Genomic DNA, 13,882 nt, shown 5'->3' with positions numbered 1-13,882 from the left:
GGGATCGGTCAGTGGGGTCGCCAAAGGCCACCCGCCCGCCGCCAGATGTGAAGCGACCCTGGCTATATCGTGCGCGCCCGGCTGTTCCTTGGCCATCCGCGCGATCGCCCCTTCGATATCGGCGTGACTGATCTTGTTGTCCGGATTGGCGTACACCAACTCCTCGGCGATCACCACCACCTCGTAATCGGTCAGGTGCCGGTGCAGCACCGCGAACAGGGCGATGTAGTCCGACCGCGGAATCCCCCGTGGATAACCGGCCCGCAGCCAGCCGATGACCCGTCCGAGCAGATTCGGCCGGACCTGAGCGGATTTCGCTGGATCAGTCACGGGGTCACCCTTCTCATGCTCCGAACAGATGAATACCGAATTCAGCGGCCAGGAATTCCTTCGCGATGAAAAGAATTCCGGCGACGATCGCGACGACGATCAGCGCGAAGCAGGCGTAGACACCGGCCCGTGCCGGGTAATTGCGCTGGGCGGCACCGCCTTCCGCAGGCGCGCTGTCGGCGACCGACCAGAGCCGGACCCCGACGGCGAAGACGATCGGCAGACCCGCACCGAGCAGTAGCCCCGCGACGGTCACCTTCCACAGCGCGTCCAGATTCGTGATGAGGGTGTGCACGATGCGCCTCCTCAGACCTGGGCCGAATGATCAGTGGTTTCCGGCGCGGGCGATCCAGTGGTCCCACCATGTTCCCCGTCCTCGACGACCGGCGCGGTGCCCTTCGCAACCTCGGTGCCGGAGTCCGGCGTGTCACCGGGCCACTCGTTGACATTGCCGGTGTCCACCGGATCGCGCCGCGACCGCAGATACATCACCGACGACAGCGCGATCAGCAACGCGAATACCAGGAGCACACCCGGCAACCCGCCGATGACTTGCGCGATGGCCCAGCACACCGCACCGGCCACACCCGCGAGCGGCAGCGTCAACAGCCAGGCGACCGTCATCCGGCCCATCACACTCCAGCGCACCCCCACCCCCTTGCCGAGTCCGGTGCCGAGGATGGATCCGGTCGCGGTCTGCGTGGTCGAGAGCGGCAGACCGAAATGGGCCGAAGTGAGGATGATCGCGGCGGACGAGGATTCGGCGGCCAGCCCCTGCGGCGAATCGATCTCGACCAGTCCCTTGCCCAGGGTGCGGATGATCCGCCAACCGCCGAGGTAGGTGCCCGCCGCGATGGCGACCGCACAGGCCGCCATTACCCAGACGGGCATTTCGTCGGTCTCGGTCAATGTGCCGTACGCGACCAATGCCAGAAAGATCACGCCCATGGTCTTCTGCGCATCATTGGTGCCGTGCGCCAGCGAGACCAGCGAGGCCGAACCGATCTGGCCCCAGCGGAAGCCCTCGTTCACCTTGTCGGGATCGGCTTTGCCGGTGATCCGGTAGACGCCCCAGGTGCCGATGGCGGAGACCAGTGCGGCCACGATGGGCGCGAGCACGGCGGGCAGCACGATCTTGGTCAGCACTCCGTCCGCGCCCTGCGCCCAGATCACCCCGCCCCAGCCGAGTGCGGCGATGGTGGCGCCGATCAGCCCGCCGAACAGTGCGTGCGAGGAACTCGACGGCAGGCCGAACAGCCAGGTCAGCAGATTCCAGAGAATGCCGCCGACCAGACCGGCGAACACGATGATGAGCAGTGCCTCGCCCTGCACGGCATCGAGCCGGACAATGCCCTTGGCCACCGTCGCGGCGACCGCGACCGATAGAAATGCGCCGACCAGATTCAGGACCGCGGATACCGCGACCGCGACCCGTGGCCGCAGTGCGCCGGTGGCGATCGAGGTCGCCATGGCGTTGGCGGTGTCGTGGAAACCGTTGGTGAAATCGAATGCGAGTGCCGTGACGACAACGATCAGAAGTACCAGTAGATCCGCAGTCACCCCTCCAGTGTGGGCACTCGCCATCGCGATTGCCATGCGGTTGCCACTTGTCGGGACACATTTCGATCCGCTGCCGTGGACCTTCGCGCTATCCGCTGACCTTCGAGCAGCCGACCGGTTCGGGTGCGCCGGTGAAGCGCTGATCGATCCAGGAATTGGCGGCCGAACCCCCGGTGTCGGCGACGATCAGATGCTCGCCGAGGTGGGCCTCGAAGCGCACCGGAACCCCCAACCGGCACCAGTCGTCGTAGAGGTGTTCGGCCCCGGCGAACGGAATCCACACCTCGTTGATGCCGTGATACAGCAAGACCGGCACCCTCGGCGCGGCGGTGCCGAGGCGGTTCTCGGCCAGGATCTCCCTGACCATCGGCAGCTCCGTCGGGTGGGCCACATCGGTGAGCGTCTCCACGGTTATGGGCGCGAGCACGCCGAGCAGCGCCGCGTCCAGAAAGCAGAGATCCTTCGCGAATTGCGATAGCCGCCAACCGTTGTCATTGAACAGGCCCATGATCTCCGGATACTCCCTGGCCAGACCGAGGGTTGCGGCCAGGAATACGCCGGAGGCGGCATTGGCGCCGTTCATCGTATTGATGAGCAGGCCGAAGTCGGCGGGCACGCCACCGACCACCGCACCGACGAGGTTCAGCTCCCCCGCGTATTCCGGTGCGAGTTGCGCCGCCCAGCCCGAGGCGATGGCACCGCCGGAGTAGCCCGAGACCACCGTGGGCGCATCGGGCGACAGACCCAACTCGGGCGTCTGCACGGCGGCGCGTATCGAGTCCAGTACCGCATGTCCGGCCATGCGACCGGCCGCGTACGCCTGTCGCGGCCCCTGATGATCAGGCACGATCACCGCATAGTTCTTCGACAGCGACAGCTGCACCGAGCGGAGACCGGCCGCTAGCCCCAGCCTGAGCTGCTGCGACGGCGCACAGAGATTGCCGAGTGAGTCGATCGGCACGTTGTAGGCGACGAGGGGCCTGCGCCCCGAACCCTCCCACGGCCCGATGGGCATGAGCAGGGTGGCGACAACCGGCACCGGACGGCCCTTGGCATCGGTCGACCGGATCAGCAGTTCGGTGGCGGTGACCGGCGTCGGCTCCGGCCCGATATCGACGACACGGGCCGCGACCACCGCACCTGGACGCAAATTTTCGAAACCCCGCGCCGGTGTATAGAAGGGGTCGGCGAGCGGCGTCGGCATGACAGCGGCGGGATCACGCGCGGGGTGCACGATACCGGCGACCGGATCCGGCTCCGCCGCAACCGTTCCCGGCATACCGACCACCACCGCTGCCCCGACACAAGTCACCGCACCGAGCACCGCCACCTTCCGCATCGGCCGACCGACGGCCGACCACGTTCCCATCCATCGATTTCGTGCCGCACCGAGCAACGCCGAGTCCCCGTTTCCGACCGTGTACCGGACCAAACCGGAGCCAGTCTGGCCTATGACCAGTACAAATGTCGGGAGCAGGACCGCCGGGCTCGCATAACGATTCGGACGCCCGCGCGCGGATCCGATGAGGGAGGCAGCCGGACCGCTCGATTACGGCAGCAGCGCGCGGACCGTTTCGATGGTGTCGGCATCGGCGGCGGACTTATCGGGTCGATACCGCACAACGCGGGCGAAGCGCAGGGCAACACCGCCCGGATAGCGCGGACTCACCTGGACGCCGTCGAGGGCGATCTCGACGACGAGTTCGGGCCAGAGGTAGACGGTGTATTCATCGCGGGCGCGCTCATGCCGCGGGAATTCGGCGGTCTGCCAATGCAACAGCGCATCTGTGAGGCCCTTGAAGGTCTTGCCGACCATCACCGGGTCACCGGTTTCCGGATCGCGCGCACCGAGGTGCAGATTGGACAGATATCCGGTGCGACGGCCGTAACCCCATTCCGCACCGAGCACCAGCAGGTCGAGAGTGTGGGTCGGCTTGATCTTCTGCCAGGACCGGCCGCGGCGGCCCGCGGCGTAAGGTGCGGTCAACGACTTGACCATCACACCTTCGTGCCCGGCGGCCAGCGCGCCGTCGAAATACTCCGCGGCCGCCTCGGCATCGGGTCGGATCAGGGCCGGGATGCTGTGTGCTGCTGCGACTTTGGTCAGTGCCGTGCGGCGCTCGTGCAGCGGCGCGTCGAGCAGATCCGCACCGTCGAGATGCAGACAGTCGAAGAAGTACGGGTGCAGCAGTAATTCCCTGGTCGAGCTGACCTCGGCGAAGCGGCTCATGGTCTCCTGGAACGGACGTGGCCGTCCGGAATCGGTGAGCGCCAACGTTTCTCCGTCCAGCACCACGCTCGTGCAGTCGAGCTGGGCGACCAGATCGACCAACTCCGGCACACCGGCGGTGATATCGCGCAGCGTCCTGGTGAATACCCAGACCCGCGAACCCTCCCGGTGCACCTGGATGCGCGCGCCGTCCAGTTTGTGCTCGACGCTCACCTCCTCGCCGAATTCGGCCATCGCCTCGTCCAGCGTGGCACCGGGCGAGGCGAGCATGGGTTGGATCGGGCGGCCGACCTCGAGCCGGAATTCGCCCAGCGCCTCGACCCCACCGGTCAACGCGGCAACGGCCGTGACCGGCAACTGCCCGGACAGCATGTAGGCCCGCCGGACCAGTTCGATCGGCACCGCCGCGGCCACCGCGACCGCCTCGGCGACGATTGCGGTGAGCGCGCCCTGGCGCAACTCGCCGCCGAGCAGACGCGTCAGGAAGGCCTGCTGGTCGGCCGTCGCGGCGGTCCACAACCCGCGTAGCAATTCCTTGCGCCGGTTGGCCGAGCCCGGGCCGGAGGTGGTGGCCAATTCGCTCAGCGTGCCGTCGACCGACGAAACCGTCAGCGTCGCAAGCTCACTCGGTTCACACTCGAGTGCGCTCAGCGTGCGCCAGCCGGTGCCGATGCGCCCCTGCCGTAGTTCACCGGAGACCCAGGCGACCACCGGGGCCAGCTCATCCGGGGCGGCCTCGGACAACAGCGCGGCCAGGGTGGCGATCTTCGTCTTCCGGGACCGGGTCGCACGGACGGTCTCCGAGGCCTGCACGACATCCGAGAACAGCATCACTCGACGGTAACCCGCCCCTGTGACATATCGCTCAGCTCTGCTGCTAATTACCCATTGGCAGGTTTGCGAATCCGCTCATAAACTGGACATATGGCCAAGACTTACGTCGGGGCGCGGCTTCGGCAGCTGCGGACCGAACGAGGGCTGAGCCAGGTCTCACTCGCCCAGAAGCTGGAGATCTCGGCGAGTTACCTCAACCAGATCGAACACGATGTGCGCCCGCTCACCGTACCGGTATTGCTGCGCATCAGCGAAGTGTTCGGCGTCGACGCGACCTTTTTCTCCTCCCAGGACGACACCCGGCTCATCGCCGAACTCCAAGAGGTCGTGATGGACCAGGAGCTCGGTATCGAGGCCGATACCCAGGAGATCGCGGATATGGTCTCCGCGCATCCGAGCATGGCGCGCGCACTGGTCAACATGCACAACCGGTACCGCAACACCTCGGCGCAGCTGGCCGCCGCCACCGAGGACCGCTTCGCCGACGGCTCCGGCAGCGCGGCGATCAGCAAACCGCACGAGGAAGTGCGCGACTTCTTCTATCAGCGGCAGAACTACATCCACGAATTGGACACCGCCGCAGAGGAACTCACCGCCCGCATCCGTTTCCACGGCGGCGATGTGAACAGCGAGATCGCCCGCCTGCTGCGCGCACACGACGTGCACATCATCGAGCGCATCGATCTCGGCGAAGGCGTTTTGCACCGCTACGATCCAGAGACCCAGCGGCTGGAGATCGCGCCGCATCTGTCCGGTGGTCAGCGCACCTTCAAACTCGCCGCCGAACTCGCCTACTTCGAATGTGGCGACCTGCTCGAAAAGCTGGTCGAGGAGGGCAATTTCGCCTCCGAGGACACCCGCAAGCTGGCCATGCTCGGCCTGGCGAACTACTTCGCCGCGGCAACCGTCCTGCCCTACACGCACTTTCACGAGGTCGCCGAGGATTTCCGCTACGACATCGAGCGGCTCTCGGCCTTCTTCACCCAGAGTTACGAGACGATCTGCCATCGCCTCTCCACTCTGCAGCGGCCCAAGCTGCGCGGCGTTCCGTTCTCCTTCGTGCGCGTCGACCGCGCGGGGAACATGTCGAAACGCCAGTCCGCCACCGGTTTCCACTTCTCGTCCAGCGGCGGCACCTGCCCGCTGTGGAATGTCTACGAAACCTTCGCCTATCCGGGCAAGATCATGACACAGATTGCCCAGATGCCCGACGGTCGCAAATACCTGTGGGTGGCCCGCACCGTCGAACGCCGCGCGACCCGATACGGCCAGGCCAGCAAGACCTTTGCGATCGGTCTGGGTTGCGAGCTGCGGCACGCGGGTCGCGTCGTCTACGCCGACGGCATCGATCTCGACGTGGCCAAGGCCACGCCGATCGGCGCGGGCTGCCGCGTCTGCGAACGCACCAACTGCCCCCAACGCGCCTTCCCCCCACTGGGCAAAGTCCTCGACATCAGCGAACACCGCAGCTCAGTCTCCCCCTACGTCCTCAAATAACCCCACCCAGCACCCCCACCCCGCCGAGCGTAGCGATCAAGATCAGGTGGCAGTGGTGGCGGAGGGTTCTCGGGCGATGCCGCCACAGTTTCCACGTGATCACATGTCCGACTGGGGGTTGCGGTTCCTGGTGGTTGGGTGGGCATGGGGCTGCTAGTTCGGTTGGGGGGCTGCGGTTGCGTTCTCGGGGGGTGCGCAGCGTCGTCAGATGGTTGTTGGTGATGGGGTTTTGAGCCACTAGTTGACTGCGCTCGGCGGCCGCCCCGTTTCTGGGGCGGCCGTTGCGGTGAGTGGTCAGGATGGTTGGGTTGGGCGCTGGATTTTTGTGCCGAGGAGGGTGAGGGCTAGTGCTGTGACCAGCAGGATGGCCAGGGTCCAGGCCAGGACCGAAAAGCCGTGCGGCGCAGCGGCCGCGGCCACCAGCGGTCCGGCGGTGGCGCCGACGTAGAAGCTGAACATGGCGACCGAGGACGCGGCGGCACGCGCCTCACCACCCAACTCCCCCGCGGTTTGCAGGACCGCGGGCGCGATGACACCGAGCCCGCCGACCAGCACGGCGAGCAGGATCGTCAGCACCGCGAGGTGGGTGCCCTCGAAGGTGGCGATCACCATGGCGGTCGCGGCGATCAGCACGCCCAGCACCATCTGTCCCGGCTTGGTCAGCCGCGAGAGCGGGATGGCCAGCAGCGGCAATGCGAACATCACCGGTAGCGCGCCCGCACGCAGGGCGAGCAATTCACCGGAACCCTTGACCAGACCGGTGATTTCGATGCCGGTGTACACCCCGACCATCACCGCCATGGCCAGCGCGCCCGCGGCCAGCATCGGCAGCAGCGCCTTAATTCGCAGCACCGCGGGGATCGCGGCGTAGCTGTGCACGAGCGGCTTGTCGCGCCCGGTGGGTGCGTCCTCGAGCATGACCGCACGCAGCACGAATGCGAGCGCCACGAAGACTACGGCCGAGCCGATGAACATGGTGCGCCACGGGAACGAGGCGACGACGGCCTGCGAGGCGATCTGCGCCAGCACGGTCGCGGCGAGGAAGGAGGTGGCGACCGACATGGTCACCACCGCCCGGTGCGCCGGTGCGATGCGGGTCGCGATATAGGCCATGATCGCGGGCGGAATCGAACCGACGACAAGTCCCTGCGCGACGCGCAGGCCGACCGCGATCGGCGCACTGAACGATAGACCGGTCAACAGCGTGACCACCGCAGCGGCGATCATGCCGGTGACCAGTACCCGGCGGTGGCCGTAGCGATCCGACAGCGGGCCGAAAAGCACGAAGCCACCCGCGTAGCCGAAGGCGAAGGCGCTGATGATCCAGGTCATGACGCCCGCGCCCACATTCCAGTCGGCCTTCATGGCCGTGAACAGGGGAATTGGGATATACATCTGGCCAGTGGCCAGCAGTGCGGACAGGACGAAAACGGGGAGGGTACGCCCGGTGTGCGCGCGTGGTGACGCGCTGCGAGTGCGTGCCGGAACCGGGATACCGGCCGGAAGCTGAAGAGTCGGCGTTGCCATGTGGACGAAGTTAGGCCCATGGTCAAGCAGTTGTCAACCAAATAGTTGGTTTAATGGGATGGTAAAGTCACGGTCATGACGGTCACGATGAAACGGAGCGACGCGACCAAGCAGGCCCTGCTGCGCGCCGCGCGCGACGAATTCGCCGAATACGGCCTGGCCGGCGCGCGGGTGGACCGGATCGCGGAGGCGGCCGGGGTGAACAAGGAGCGCATCTACGGCCTGTTCGGCAGCAAGGACAAGCTCTTCGACGTCATCCTGATCGACACCATGCGCGAATTCATGGATGTGGTCCAGCCCCTGGCCGAGACCGAACCCGGCGAGTACGTGGGCAAGCTGTTCGACTACCACCGCGAAAATCCGCAACTGCTACGGCTTTTGCTTTGGGAGGGCCTGCATCGCGGCACCGACGCGCACGATATCGACGGCTGGCGCGCCCAGCACTACCTGCGGAAATTCGACCGCGCCAAGGAGCAGTTCGACGTCGACGCCAGCCACGCGGGCCGACTGCTGCTCGCCCTGTGCGGCCTGTCCAACTGGAGCCTCGCCGTCCCGCAGACCACCCGCCTGCTGCTCGGCGCGGATGCCGAGAACCAGGGGGCGACCCGCGAATTCATGATGGAGTTCGCCAGGGCGGCGCTGCGAACGGATAAATCGATCCCGCACCGCGAGCCGGTCAACGAGTTGACCACCGAATCGGCCAGTACGGTTGACGGCACCGCCACAGACGCCCCGACCGATCCCGTAGACCGCGCCGCCCAGCGTCTACGCGAGGCCCAGGCCGCCGCCGACGCTGCCCGCGACGAACTCGCCGCCGCCCTGCGTAACGCGCACGCCGACGGCACCAGCGCCAACCAACTCGCCCGCCAGGTGTCGGGCACCCTGTCCCGCCCCGTCGTGCTGAGGCTCCTCGCCGATTGAGCGCTTTTCGGTTCTGACACAAAGATTCGCGGTATCGACGCCGCTCAGGTCATCGTCCTGGATCGCGATGCGTGTGTCGATCGCGATCGTGTCGAACAATCACCCCGATTACGGCGACCCCGCCGTAATTGTCGGCGACTTCACGTCGCACTTCTGCTACGCGATTCCCCTGGCCCCGATCGTGAAATACCTGCTGGCCGACGAGTCAATCCCGGACCGCGCGTGAGAGTTTCGTGAACTCGATCGCCTGCTGGGCCCGCGCTAGTACGTGCGTGCGCGAGCTACCGATGTGCGCGGTGAGCGTGCGCAGCGCGGCAGCGGGTTCGCCATCGAGTAGTTGTTCGGCGATAGCGATGTGCTCGGCGGTCATGGTGGCGATCCGCTCGGGCGTCGGCAGGTCCAGGGTCCGGACCGGGCGGACCCGGACATACACACCGGTGAGTGCGTCCGCCAGCGCTGTATTGCCCGCCGCGGCAAGCAGAGTCGTGTGGAAATGCTCGTCCGCGGCGACCAGCGCGGGGCCCGGTTCGGGCGGATCGTCGCGAAATCCGCGCCAGATATCGAGTTCCGCGCGCACCAGGGACAACTCGTGTGCCGGTGCGGGTTCCCCGACGCTGCCGATGACGCGCTGAATTCCCCTGGTCTCCAGCACGATCCGCAACTCGAACAGATTGTCCAGCTCCTCCAACCGGGGTCGATACGGATACAGCCCATCGGCGTGCCGCTCCACCAATCCGTCGGCCTGCAGCCGGGCGAGCGCTTCCCGCACGGGGGTGCGCGAAACCCCGTAGGTCTCGGCCAGGCGTTCCTCGCCGAGCCGTTCGGTGGGCACGATCGCCCCCGTGGCCAGGTCCCGCCGCAGCGATTCGTAAACCTGCTCGCTGAGCGGAACCCGCCCTCTGCGCGTCATGGCGGTCAGCTCAGATCGCCATCGCCGAGCGAACCGAGGTCTCCGCGCCCGCTCCGCCCTCGCCGGTGGATGTCACGCGGCCGGACTGCAGCACGTAATAGCGTTGCGCCGCTTGCAGTGCGAAGCCGATGTGCTGTTCCACCAGCAGTACGCTGAGTCCGCCGCGACGGGTCAAATCGATGATGGTGCGCTCGATTTCGGCGACCACGGACGGCTGGATGCCCTCCGTCGGTTCATCGAGAATGAGCAGCTTCGGCTCGGTGATCAGCGCCCTGGCGATCGCCAATTGCTGGCGCTGGCCGCCGGACAGCAAGCCCGCCTTGCGGTTCAACAGTTCGCGCAGCGCCGGAAACAGGTCCAGCGATTCGTCGATCAAGGCCTTACCACGCTTGCGGCCATCAGCGACGACCTGCAGATTCTCGGCGGTGCTGAGCTGCGGGAAGCTCTGTTGCCCCTGCGGCACATACGCGATTCCACGTTTGACCCGACGCGACGGCGACATCTTGGTGATCGCCGCACCGTTGAAGTTGATCTGCCCGGATTCGGTACCGATCAAGCCGACGGCCGTGCGCAGCAGCGTGGTCTTGCCCGCGCCGTTGTGCCCCATGATCGCCACCACGCTGTCGTCGGGAACGGTGATCGAGACATCATGGATCACCTCGGTCCGGCCGTATCCGGAATGGATGTCGATGAGCTCAAGCATCGGCGGACTCCTTCGCGGTCAGCTCCTGCGCGGTCTGCGCGTCTTCGAGTTCGGTCCCGATGGCCGCGGCGGTGCCGAGGTAGACCTCCTGCACCTTCGGATCGGCCTGCACCTGTTCGACGGTGCCCTCACTGAGTACCTTGCCTGCGGCCAGCACGGTCACCGAGGTCGCGAAGGACCGCATGAAGTCCATATCGTGCTCGACCACCACGACAATGCGTTCACCGCCGATGCGCCGCAACAGATTTCCGGTCTCCTCGCGCTCCTCGGCGCTCATACCCGCCACCGGTTCGTCGAGCAGCAGCACCGATGCGTTCTGCACCAGCAGCATGCCGATCTCGAGCCACTGCTTCTGCCCGTGCGCCAGCACTGCGGCGGGCTTATCGCGCAATTCACCGAGACCGGTGATCTCCAGTGCCTCTTCGATACTCGGCAATACCGATTTGCGGCGGCGCAGCAGCGTCAGCGCCGAACGACCCGCACCCGCCGCGATATCGAGGTTTTGCAGCACGCTGAGTTGTTCGAAAACGCTTGCCGTCTGGAAGGTTCGGCCGATGCCAAGCCGAGCGATCTGGTGCACCTTCTTCCCGAGGAATTCGACACCGGACTTCTGCGCCGATCCGGTGGCGGGCACCAGGCCGGTGATCGCATCGATGAGGGTGGTCTTCCCCGCCCCATTCGGCCCGATCAAGAACCGCAGATCACCTTGCAGCACAGTGAGATCCACATCGGCGACGGCCTTGAATCCATCAAAACTCACCGAGAGTCCGCGGATTTCGAGGTACTCACTCGACATGCCCGCATTGCCGCCCAGCTTGGGGTCGTGCGCGTTCATCGGGATTCCACCTTCTCCTCGGTCACGACTTCGGGCAGCGGTTCATCGACCACCACGGGAGCATGAACAGCGGCCCTACGAAACTTACTGTCCAGCACCCCCTTCAACATCGGCCACACACCCGCCAGTCCCGCCGGGATGAACCCGACGACCACAATGAACAGCACACCCTGCAGATAGGTCCAGCTGGACGGGAACTCCTCCGAGAGCGCCGTCTGCGCCCACGCGACGCCGATCGCGCCGAGTACCGGGCCGAGCAGTGTGGTCCGTCCGCCGATCGCCACACCGATAATGAATGCGATGGACGGCACGACACCGATGTCGGCGGGCGAGATGATGCCGACGATCGGGGTGAACAGCGCACCCGCGATGCCCGCGAAGAATGCCGCGACGACATAGGCCACAATCTTGATATCGGCCGGATCGTAACCGAGGAAGCGCACGCGTTCTTCCTGATCACGCACGGCGACAAGCAATTCGCCGTAGCGGCTGTGCATGAGCTGGCGCACCCCGGCGACCACCAGCAGCAGAGTGCCCGCGGCGATGAAGAACAGCATCTGGCGGTTCACCGGATCCGAGAGCTTGAAGCCGAAGAAGGCGCGGAAGTCGGACAATCCGGTGAATCCGCCGATCTTCTGCTGTCCGGTCAGCAGAATCGCGAGCGCCGCGGCCAGGGCCTGACTCAGGATCGCGAAATACGTGCCCTTGACCCGGCGCTTGAATACGCCGTAACCGAGTGCCGCCGCGATCAGCGCGGGCAGCACCAGAATACCGATCAGGGCGACCGGAGCCGACGCGAAAGGCCGCCAGAACGACGGCAATTCGCGAATACCGGCGATCTCCATGAACTCCGGCACGTCATTGTGCAGCCGGGCCGCATCGGCCATCTGCAGATGCATCGCCATGATGTAGGCGCCGATGCCGAAGAACACGCCCTGGCCGAGCGTGAGCATTCCGCCACGGCCCCAAGCCAATCCGATGCCCGCCGCCACGATCGCGAAGCACAGGAATTTGGCGAGCAGGTTGAGCCGGAAGTCGCTGAGCACGGCGGGCGCGACCGCGAACAGCAGGATCGCGGCCACGACGAAGCCGCCCCATGCGGTCATGGAAGGATGTGCGCGCCAACGTTGTCCGAGTATGGTCATGCCAGACTCCTCGTCCGAACGGTGAATAGCCCCTGCGGGCGCACCTGCAGGAAAATGACGATGATGACGAAGACGATCACCTTCGCGATCGAGGCCGTCGTCGAGTACTCGATATACGAATTCAGCAGGCCCAGCGCGAACGCCGCGATCACGGTGCCCTTGATCTGCCCGAGCCCGCCGATCACGACGACCAGGAAGGCGTCGATCAGATAGCTCTGCCCGATGGTCGGGCTGGTGGAGCCGATCAGGGTCAGCGCGACGCCCGCGAGCCCGGCCAGACCGGAACCGATGAAGAAGGTGCTGATATCGGTGACGCGGCTGGAGACGCCGCTGGTCTCGGCCAGACCCCGGTTCTGCACGACCGCGCGGATGCGCCGACCGAGCGGGGTCGTCTCGAGCACAAGGGCCAGCACGATCACCGCGACGACCGCGAGCACGAGGATGAAGATGCGCGTCTTCGGCACCACCGCACCGAGAATGGCGACACCGCCGCTGAGCCAATCCGGTGCGAGCACGTTCTTGGCGGGAGCGCCGAAGATGTCACGCGCGGCCTGTTGCAGCACGAGTCCGACGCCGAAGGTGACCAGCAGGGTGTCCAGCGGCCGGTCGTACATCCACCGGATCAGGCCCATTTCCAGGGCCGCACCGAGCAGTCCGCCGACCAGGAAGCCGACGAGCAATGAAACGACCAGCGATACCCCGGCCGACGAGATGACCTTCTGCACAACATAAGTCGTGTAGCACCCGGCCATGATGAATTCGCCGTGCGCCATGTTGATCACGCCCATCTGACCGAAGGTCAGCGAAAGGCCCAGCGCCGCAAGCAGAAGAATGGATCCCAGACTCAGCCCGGTGAAGAGCTGGCCGATCAACACGTCCATATTCGGATTCCTAACGGGGTCGGCCGGGTGCGGGCACCCCCTCACAGAGCCCGCACCCGGCACTGGTCGACTACTTGAGGCCCTTGGCCCACTCGTAGGACGTCAGGTACGGGTCCGGCGTCACGGCCTTGCCCGAGTCCCACACCGTGTAGATCAGTCCGTCCGGACGAATTTCGCCGATGCGAGCGGTCTTGGTGATGTGGTGGTTGGAGCCGTCGACGGTGACCAGGCCCTCCGGGGCCTCGAAGGTCACGCCGTCGGCCGCGGCCTGAATATCGGCCACCTTGAACGACTTCGCCTTCTCCACGGTGTTCTTCCACAGGAACACCGAGGTGTAGGCCGCCTCCATCGGGTCCGAGGTCGGCTTGTCGGCACCGAATGCGGCCTTGTAGTCCGCGACGAATTTCTTGTTGACGGGCGTGTCGACCGTCTGGTAGTAATTCCACGCGGTCAACTGTCCGGCGATATTCTGCGCGCCGATCCCGGCGACCTCTTCCTCGGCGATGGAT

Annotated in this window: 15 protein-coding genes; 3 read left to right on the top strand and 12 right to left on the bottom strand. The window is 65.9% G+C overall.

Annotated features, from left to right (window positions below; all coding sequences use genetic code 11):
* From NP3_RS40365 to NP3_RS40345, 5 genes are all read right to left on the bottom strand, one after another.
* Positions 1–330, bottom strand: a 330-nt coding sequence (locus NP3_RS40365; protein ID WP_063046970.1) for a DUF3349 domain-containing protein, incomplete at its 3' end; no start/stop codon positions are given.
* A gap of 13 nt (positions 331–343) precedes the next feature.
* A complete protein-coding gene (locus NP3_RS40360) occupies positions 344–625 on the bottom strand; it encodes a hypothetical protein (protein ID WP_063046969.1) in 282 nt (93 codons plus the stop codon).
* A gap of 11 nt (positions 626–636) precedes the next feature.
* The gene (locus NP3_RS40355) at positions 637–1,890 is read right to left on the bottom strand and encodes an inorganic phosphate transporter (protein ID WP_084509579.1); all 1,254 of its coding nucleotides are present in this window, start codon (positions 1,888–1,890) and stop codon (positions 637–639) included.
* Positions 1,891–1,978: 88 nt separating this feature from the next.
* Entirely contained in the window at positions 1,979–3,259 is a 1,281-nt protein-coding gene (locus NP3_RS40350) for a lipase family protein (protein WP_245721308.1), read from the bottom strand.
* A gap of 180 nt (positions 3,260–3,439) precedes the next feature.
* Positions 3,440–4,951 (bottom strand): ATP-dependent DNA ligase, encoded by a 1,512-nt coding sequence (locus NP3_RS40345; protein ID WP_063046968.1) that lies wholly within the window; start codon positions 4,949–4,951, stop codon positions 3,440–3,442.
* A 93-nt stretch (positions 4,952–5,044) separates the two neighbouring features.
* Here NP3_RS40345 and ramB point away from each other — a divergent pair, with 93 nt between their 5' ends.
* On the top strand, positions 5,045–6,451 hold the full coding sequence (ramB, locus tag NP3_RS40340) for an acetate metabolism transcriptional regulator RamB (RefSeq protein ID WP_063046967.1): 1,407 nt from the start codon (positions 5,045–5,047) through the stop codon (positions 6,449–6,451).
* Positions 6,452–6,745: 294 nt separating this feature from the next.
* Here the strand turns inward: ramB and NP3_RS40335 are convergent, their stop codons facing one another.
* Entirely contained in the window at positions 6,746–7,978 is a 1,233-nt protein-coding gene (locus NP3_RS40335; RefSeq protein WP_063046966.1) for an MFS transporter, read from the bottom strand.
* Between the two features lie 75 nt (positions 7,979–8,053).
* Between NP3_RS40335 and NP3_RS40330 the strand changes: the two genes are divergently transcribed.
* Entirely contained in the window at positions 8,054–8,899 is an 846-nt protein-coding gene (locus tag NP3_RS40330; protein WP_245721307.1) for a TetR/AcrR family transcriptional regulator, read from the top strand.
* A gap of 73 nt (positions 8,900–8,972) precedes the next feature.
* Entirely contained in the window at positions 8,973–9,125 is a 153-nt protein-coding gene (locus NP3_RS48615; RefSeq protein ID WP_157124875.1) for a hypothetical protein, read from the top strand.
* Here NP3_RS48615 and NP3_RS40325 read toward each other — a convergent pair.
* The 6 genes from NP3_RS40325 to NP3_RS40300 all read right to left on the bottom strand — a co-directional run.
* Entirely contained in the window at positions 9,105–9,809 is a 705-nt protein-coding gene (locus tag NP3_RS40325) for a GntR family transcriptional regulator (protein WP_063046965.1), read from the bottom strand. The two genes, NP3_RS48615 and NP3_RS40325, sit on opposite strands and share 21 nt — an antisense overlap.
* A gap of 10 nt (positions 9,810–9,819) precedes the next feature.
* Positions 9,820–10,512 carry an urea ABC transporter ATP-binding subunit UrtE gene (urtE, locus tag NP3_RS40320; RefSeq protein WP_063046964.1) on the bottom strand — a complete coding sequence of 231 codons (693 nt, stop codon included), beginning with the start codon at positions 10,510–10,512 and terminating at the stop codon, positions 9,820–9,822.
* Positions 10,505–11,347 carry an urea ABC transporter ATP-binding protein UrtD gene (gene urtD, locus NP3_RS40315; protein ID WP_063046963.1) on the bottom strand — a complete coding sequence of 281 codons (843 nt, stop codon included), beginning with the start codon at positions 11,345–11,347 and terminating at the stop codon, positions 10,505–10,507. The genes urtE and urtD overlap by 8 nt, the downstream gene beginning before the upstream one ends.
* A complete protein-coding gene (urtC, locus tag NP3_RS40310) occupies positions 11,344–12,492 on the bottom strand; it encodes an urea ABC transporter permease subunit UrtC (RefSeq protein WP_063046962.1) in 1,149 nt (382 codons plus the stop codon). The genes urtD and urtC overlap by 4 nt, the downstream gene beginning before the upstream one ends.
* Entirely contained in the window at positions 12,489–13,373 is an 885-nt protein-coding gene (gene urtB, locus NP3_RS40305; protein WP_063046961.1) for an urea ABC transporter permease subunit UrtB, read from the bottom strand. The genes urtC and urtB overlap by 4 nt, the downstream gene beginning before the upstream one ends.
* A 70-nt stretch (positions 13,374–13,443) precedes the next feature.
* A partial coding sequence (locus NP3_RS40300) for a transporter substrate-binding protein (protein WP_157124874.1) occupies positions 13,444–13,882 on the bottom strand: 439 nt, incomplete at its 5' end.

This window comes from Nocardia pseudovaccinii NBRC 100343 (genome assembly GCF_001613225.1).
GTDB classification, from domain to species: domain Bacteria; phylum Actinomycetota; class Actinomycetes; order Mycobacteriales; family Mycobacteriaceae; genus Nocardia; species Nocardia pseudovaccinii.
Note: the sequence above shows the minus strand (reverse complement) of the source record. Positions and strands in the feature narration are given on the sequence as shown.

Bases quoted from the DNA above. Each gene is read 5' to 3' on its own strand.
- NP3_RS40330 (WP_245721307.1), top strand. From the start codon at position 8,054: ATGACGGTCACGATGAAACGGAGCGACGCGACCAAGCAGGCCCTGCTG.
- urtB (WP_063046961.1), bottom strand. From the start codon at position 13,373: ATGGACGTGTTGATCGGCCAGCTCTTCACCGGGCTGAGTCTGGGATCC.
- NP3_RS40335 (WP_063046966.1), bottom strand. From the start codon at position 7,978: ATGGCAACGCCGACTCTTCAGCTTCCGGCCGGTATCCCGGTTCCGGCA.
- NP3_RS40325 (WP_063046965.1), bottom strand. From the start codon at position 9,809: ATGACGCGCAGAGGGCGGGTTCCGCTCAGCGAGCAGGTTTACGAATCG.
- NP3_RS40345 (WP_063046968.1), bottom strand. From the start codon at position 4,951: ATGCTGTTCTCGGATGTCGTGCAGGCCTCGGAGACCGTCCGTGCGACC.
- ramB (WP_063046967.1), top strand. From the start codon at position 5,045: ATGGCCAAGACTTACGTCGGGGCGCGGCTTCGGCAGCTGCGGACCGAA.
- urtD (WP_063046963.1), bottom strand. From the start codon at position 11,347: ATGAACGCGCACGACCCCAAGCTGGGCGGCAATGCGGGCATGTCGAGT.
- urtC (WP_063046962.1), bottom strand. From the start codon at position 12,492: ATGACCATACTCGGACAACGTTGGCGCGCACATCCTTCCATGACCGCA.
- NP3_RS40350 (WP_245721308.1), bottom strand. From the start codon at position 3,259: ATGGGAACGTGGTCGGCCGTCGGTCGGCCGATGCGGAAGGTGGCGGTG.
- urtE (WP_063046964.1), bottom strand. From the start codon at position 10,512: ATGCTTGAGCTCATCGACATCCATTCCGGATACGGCCGGACCGAGGTG.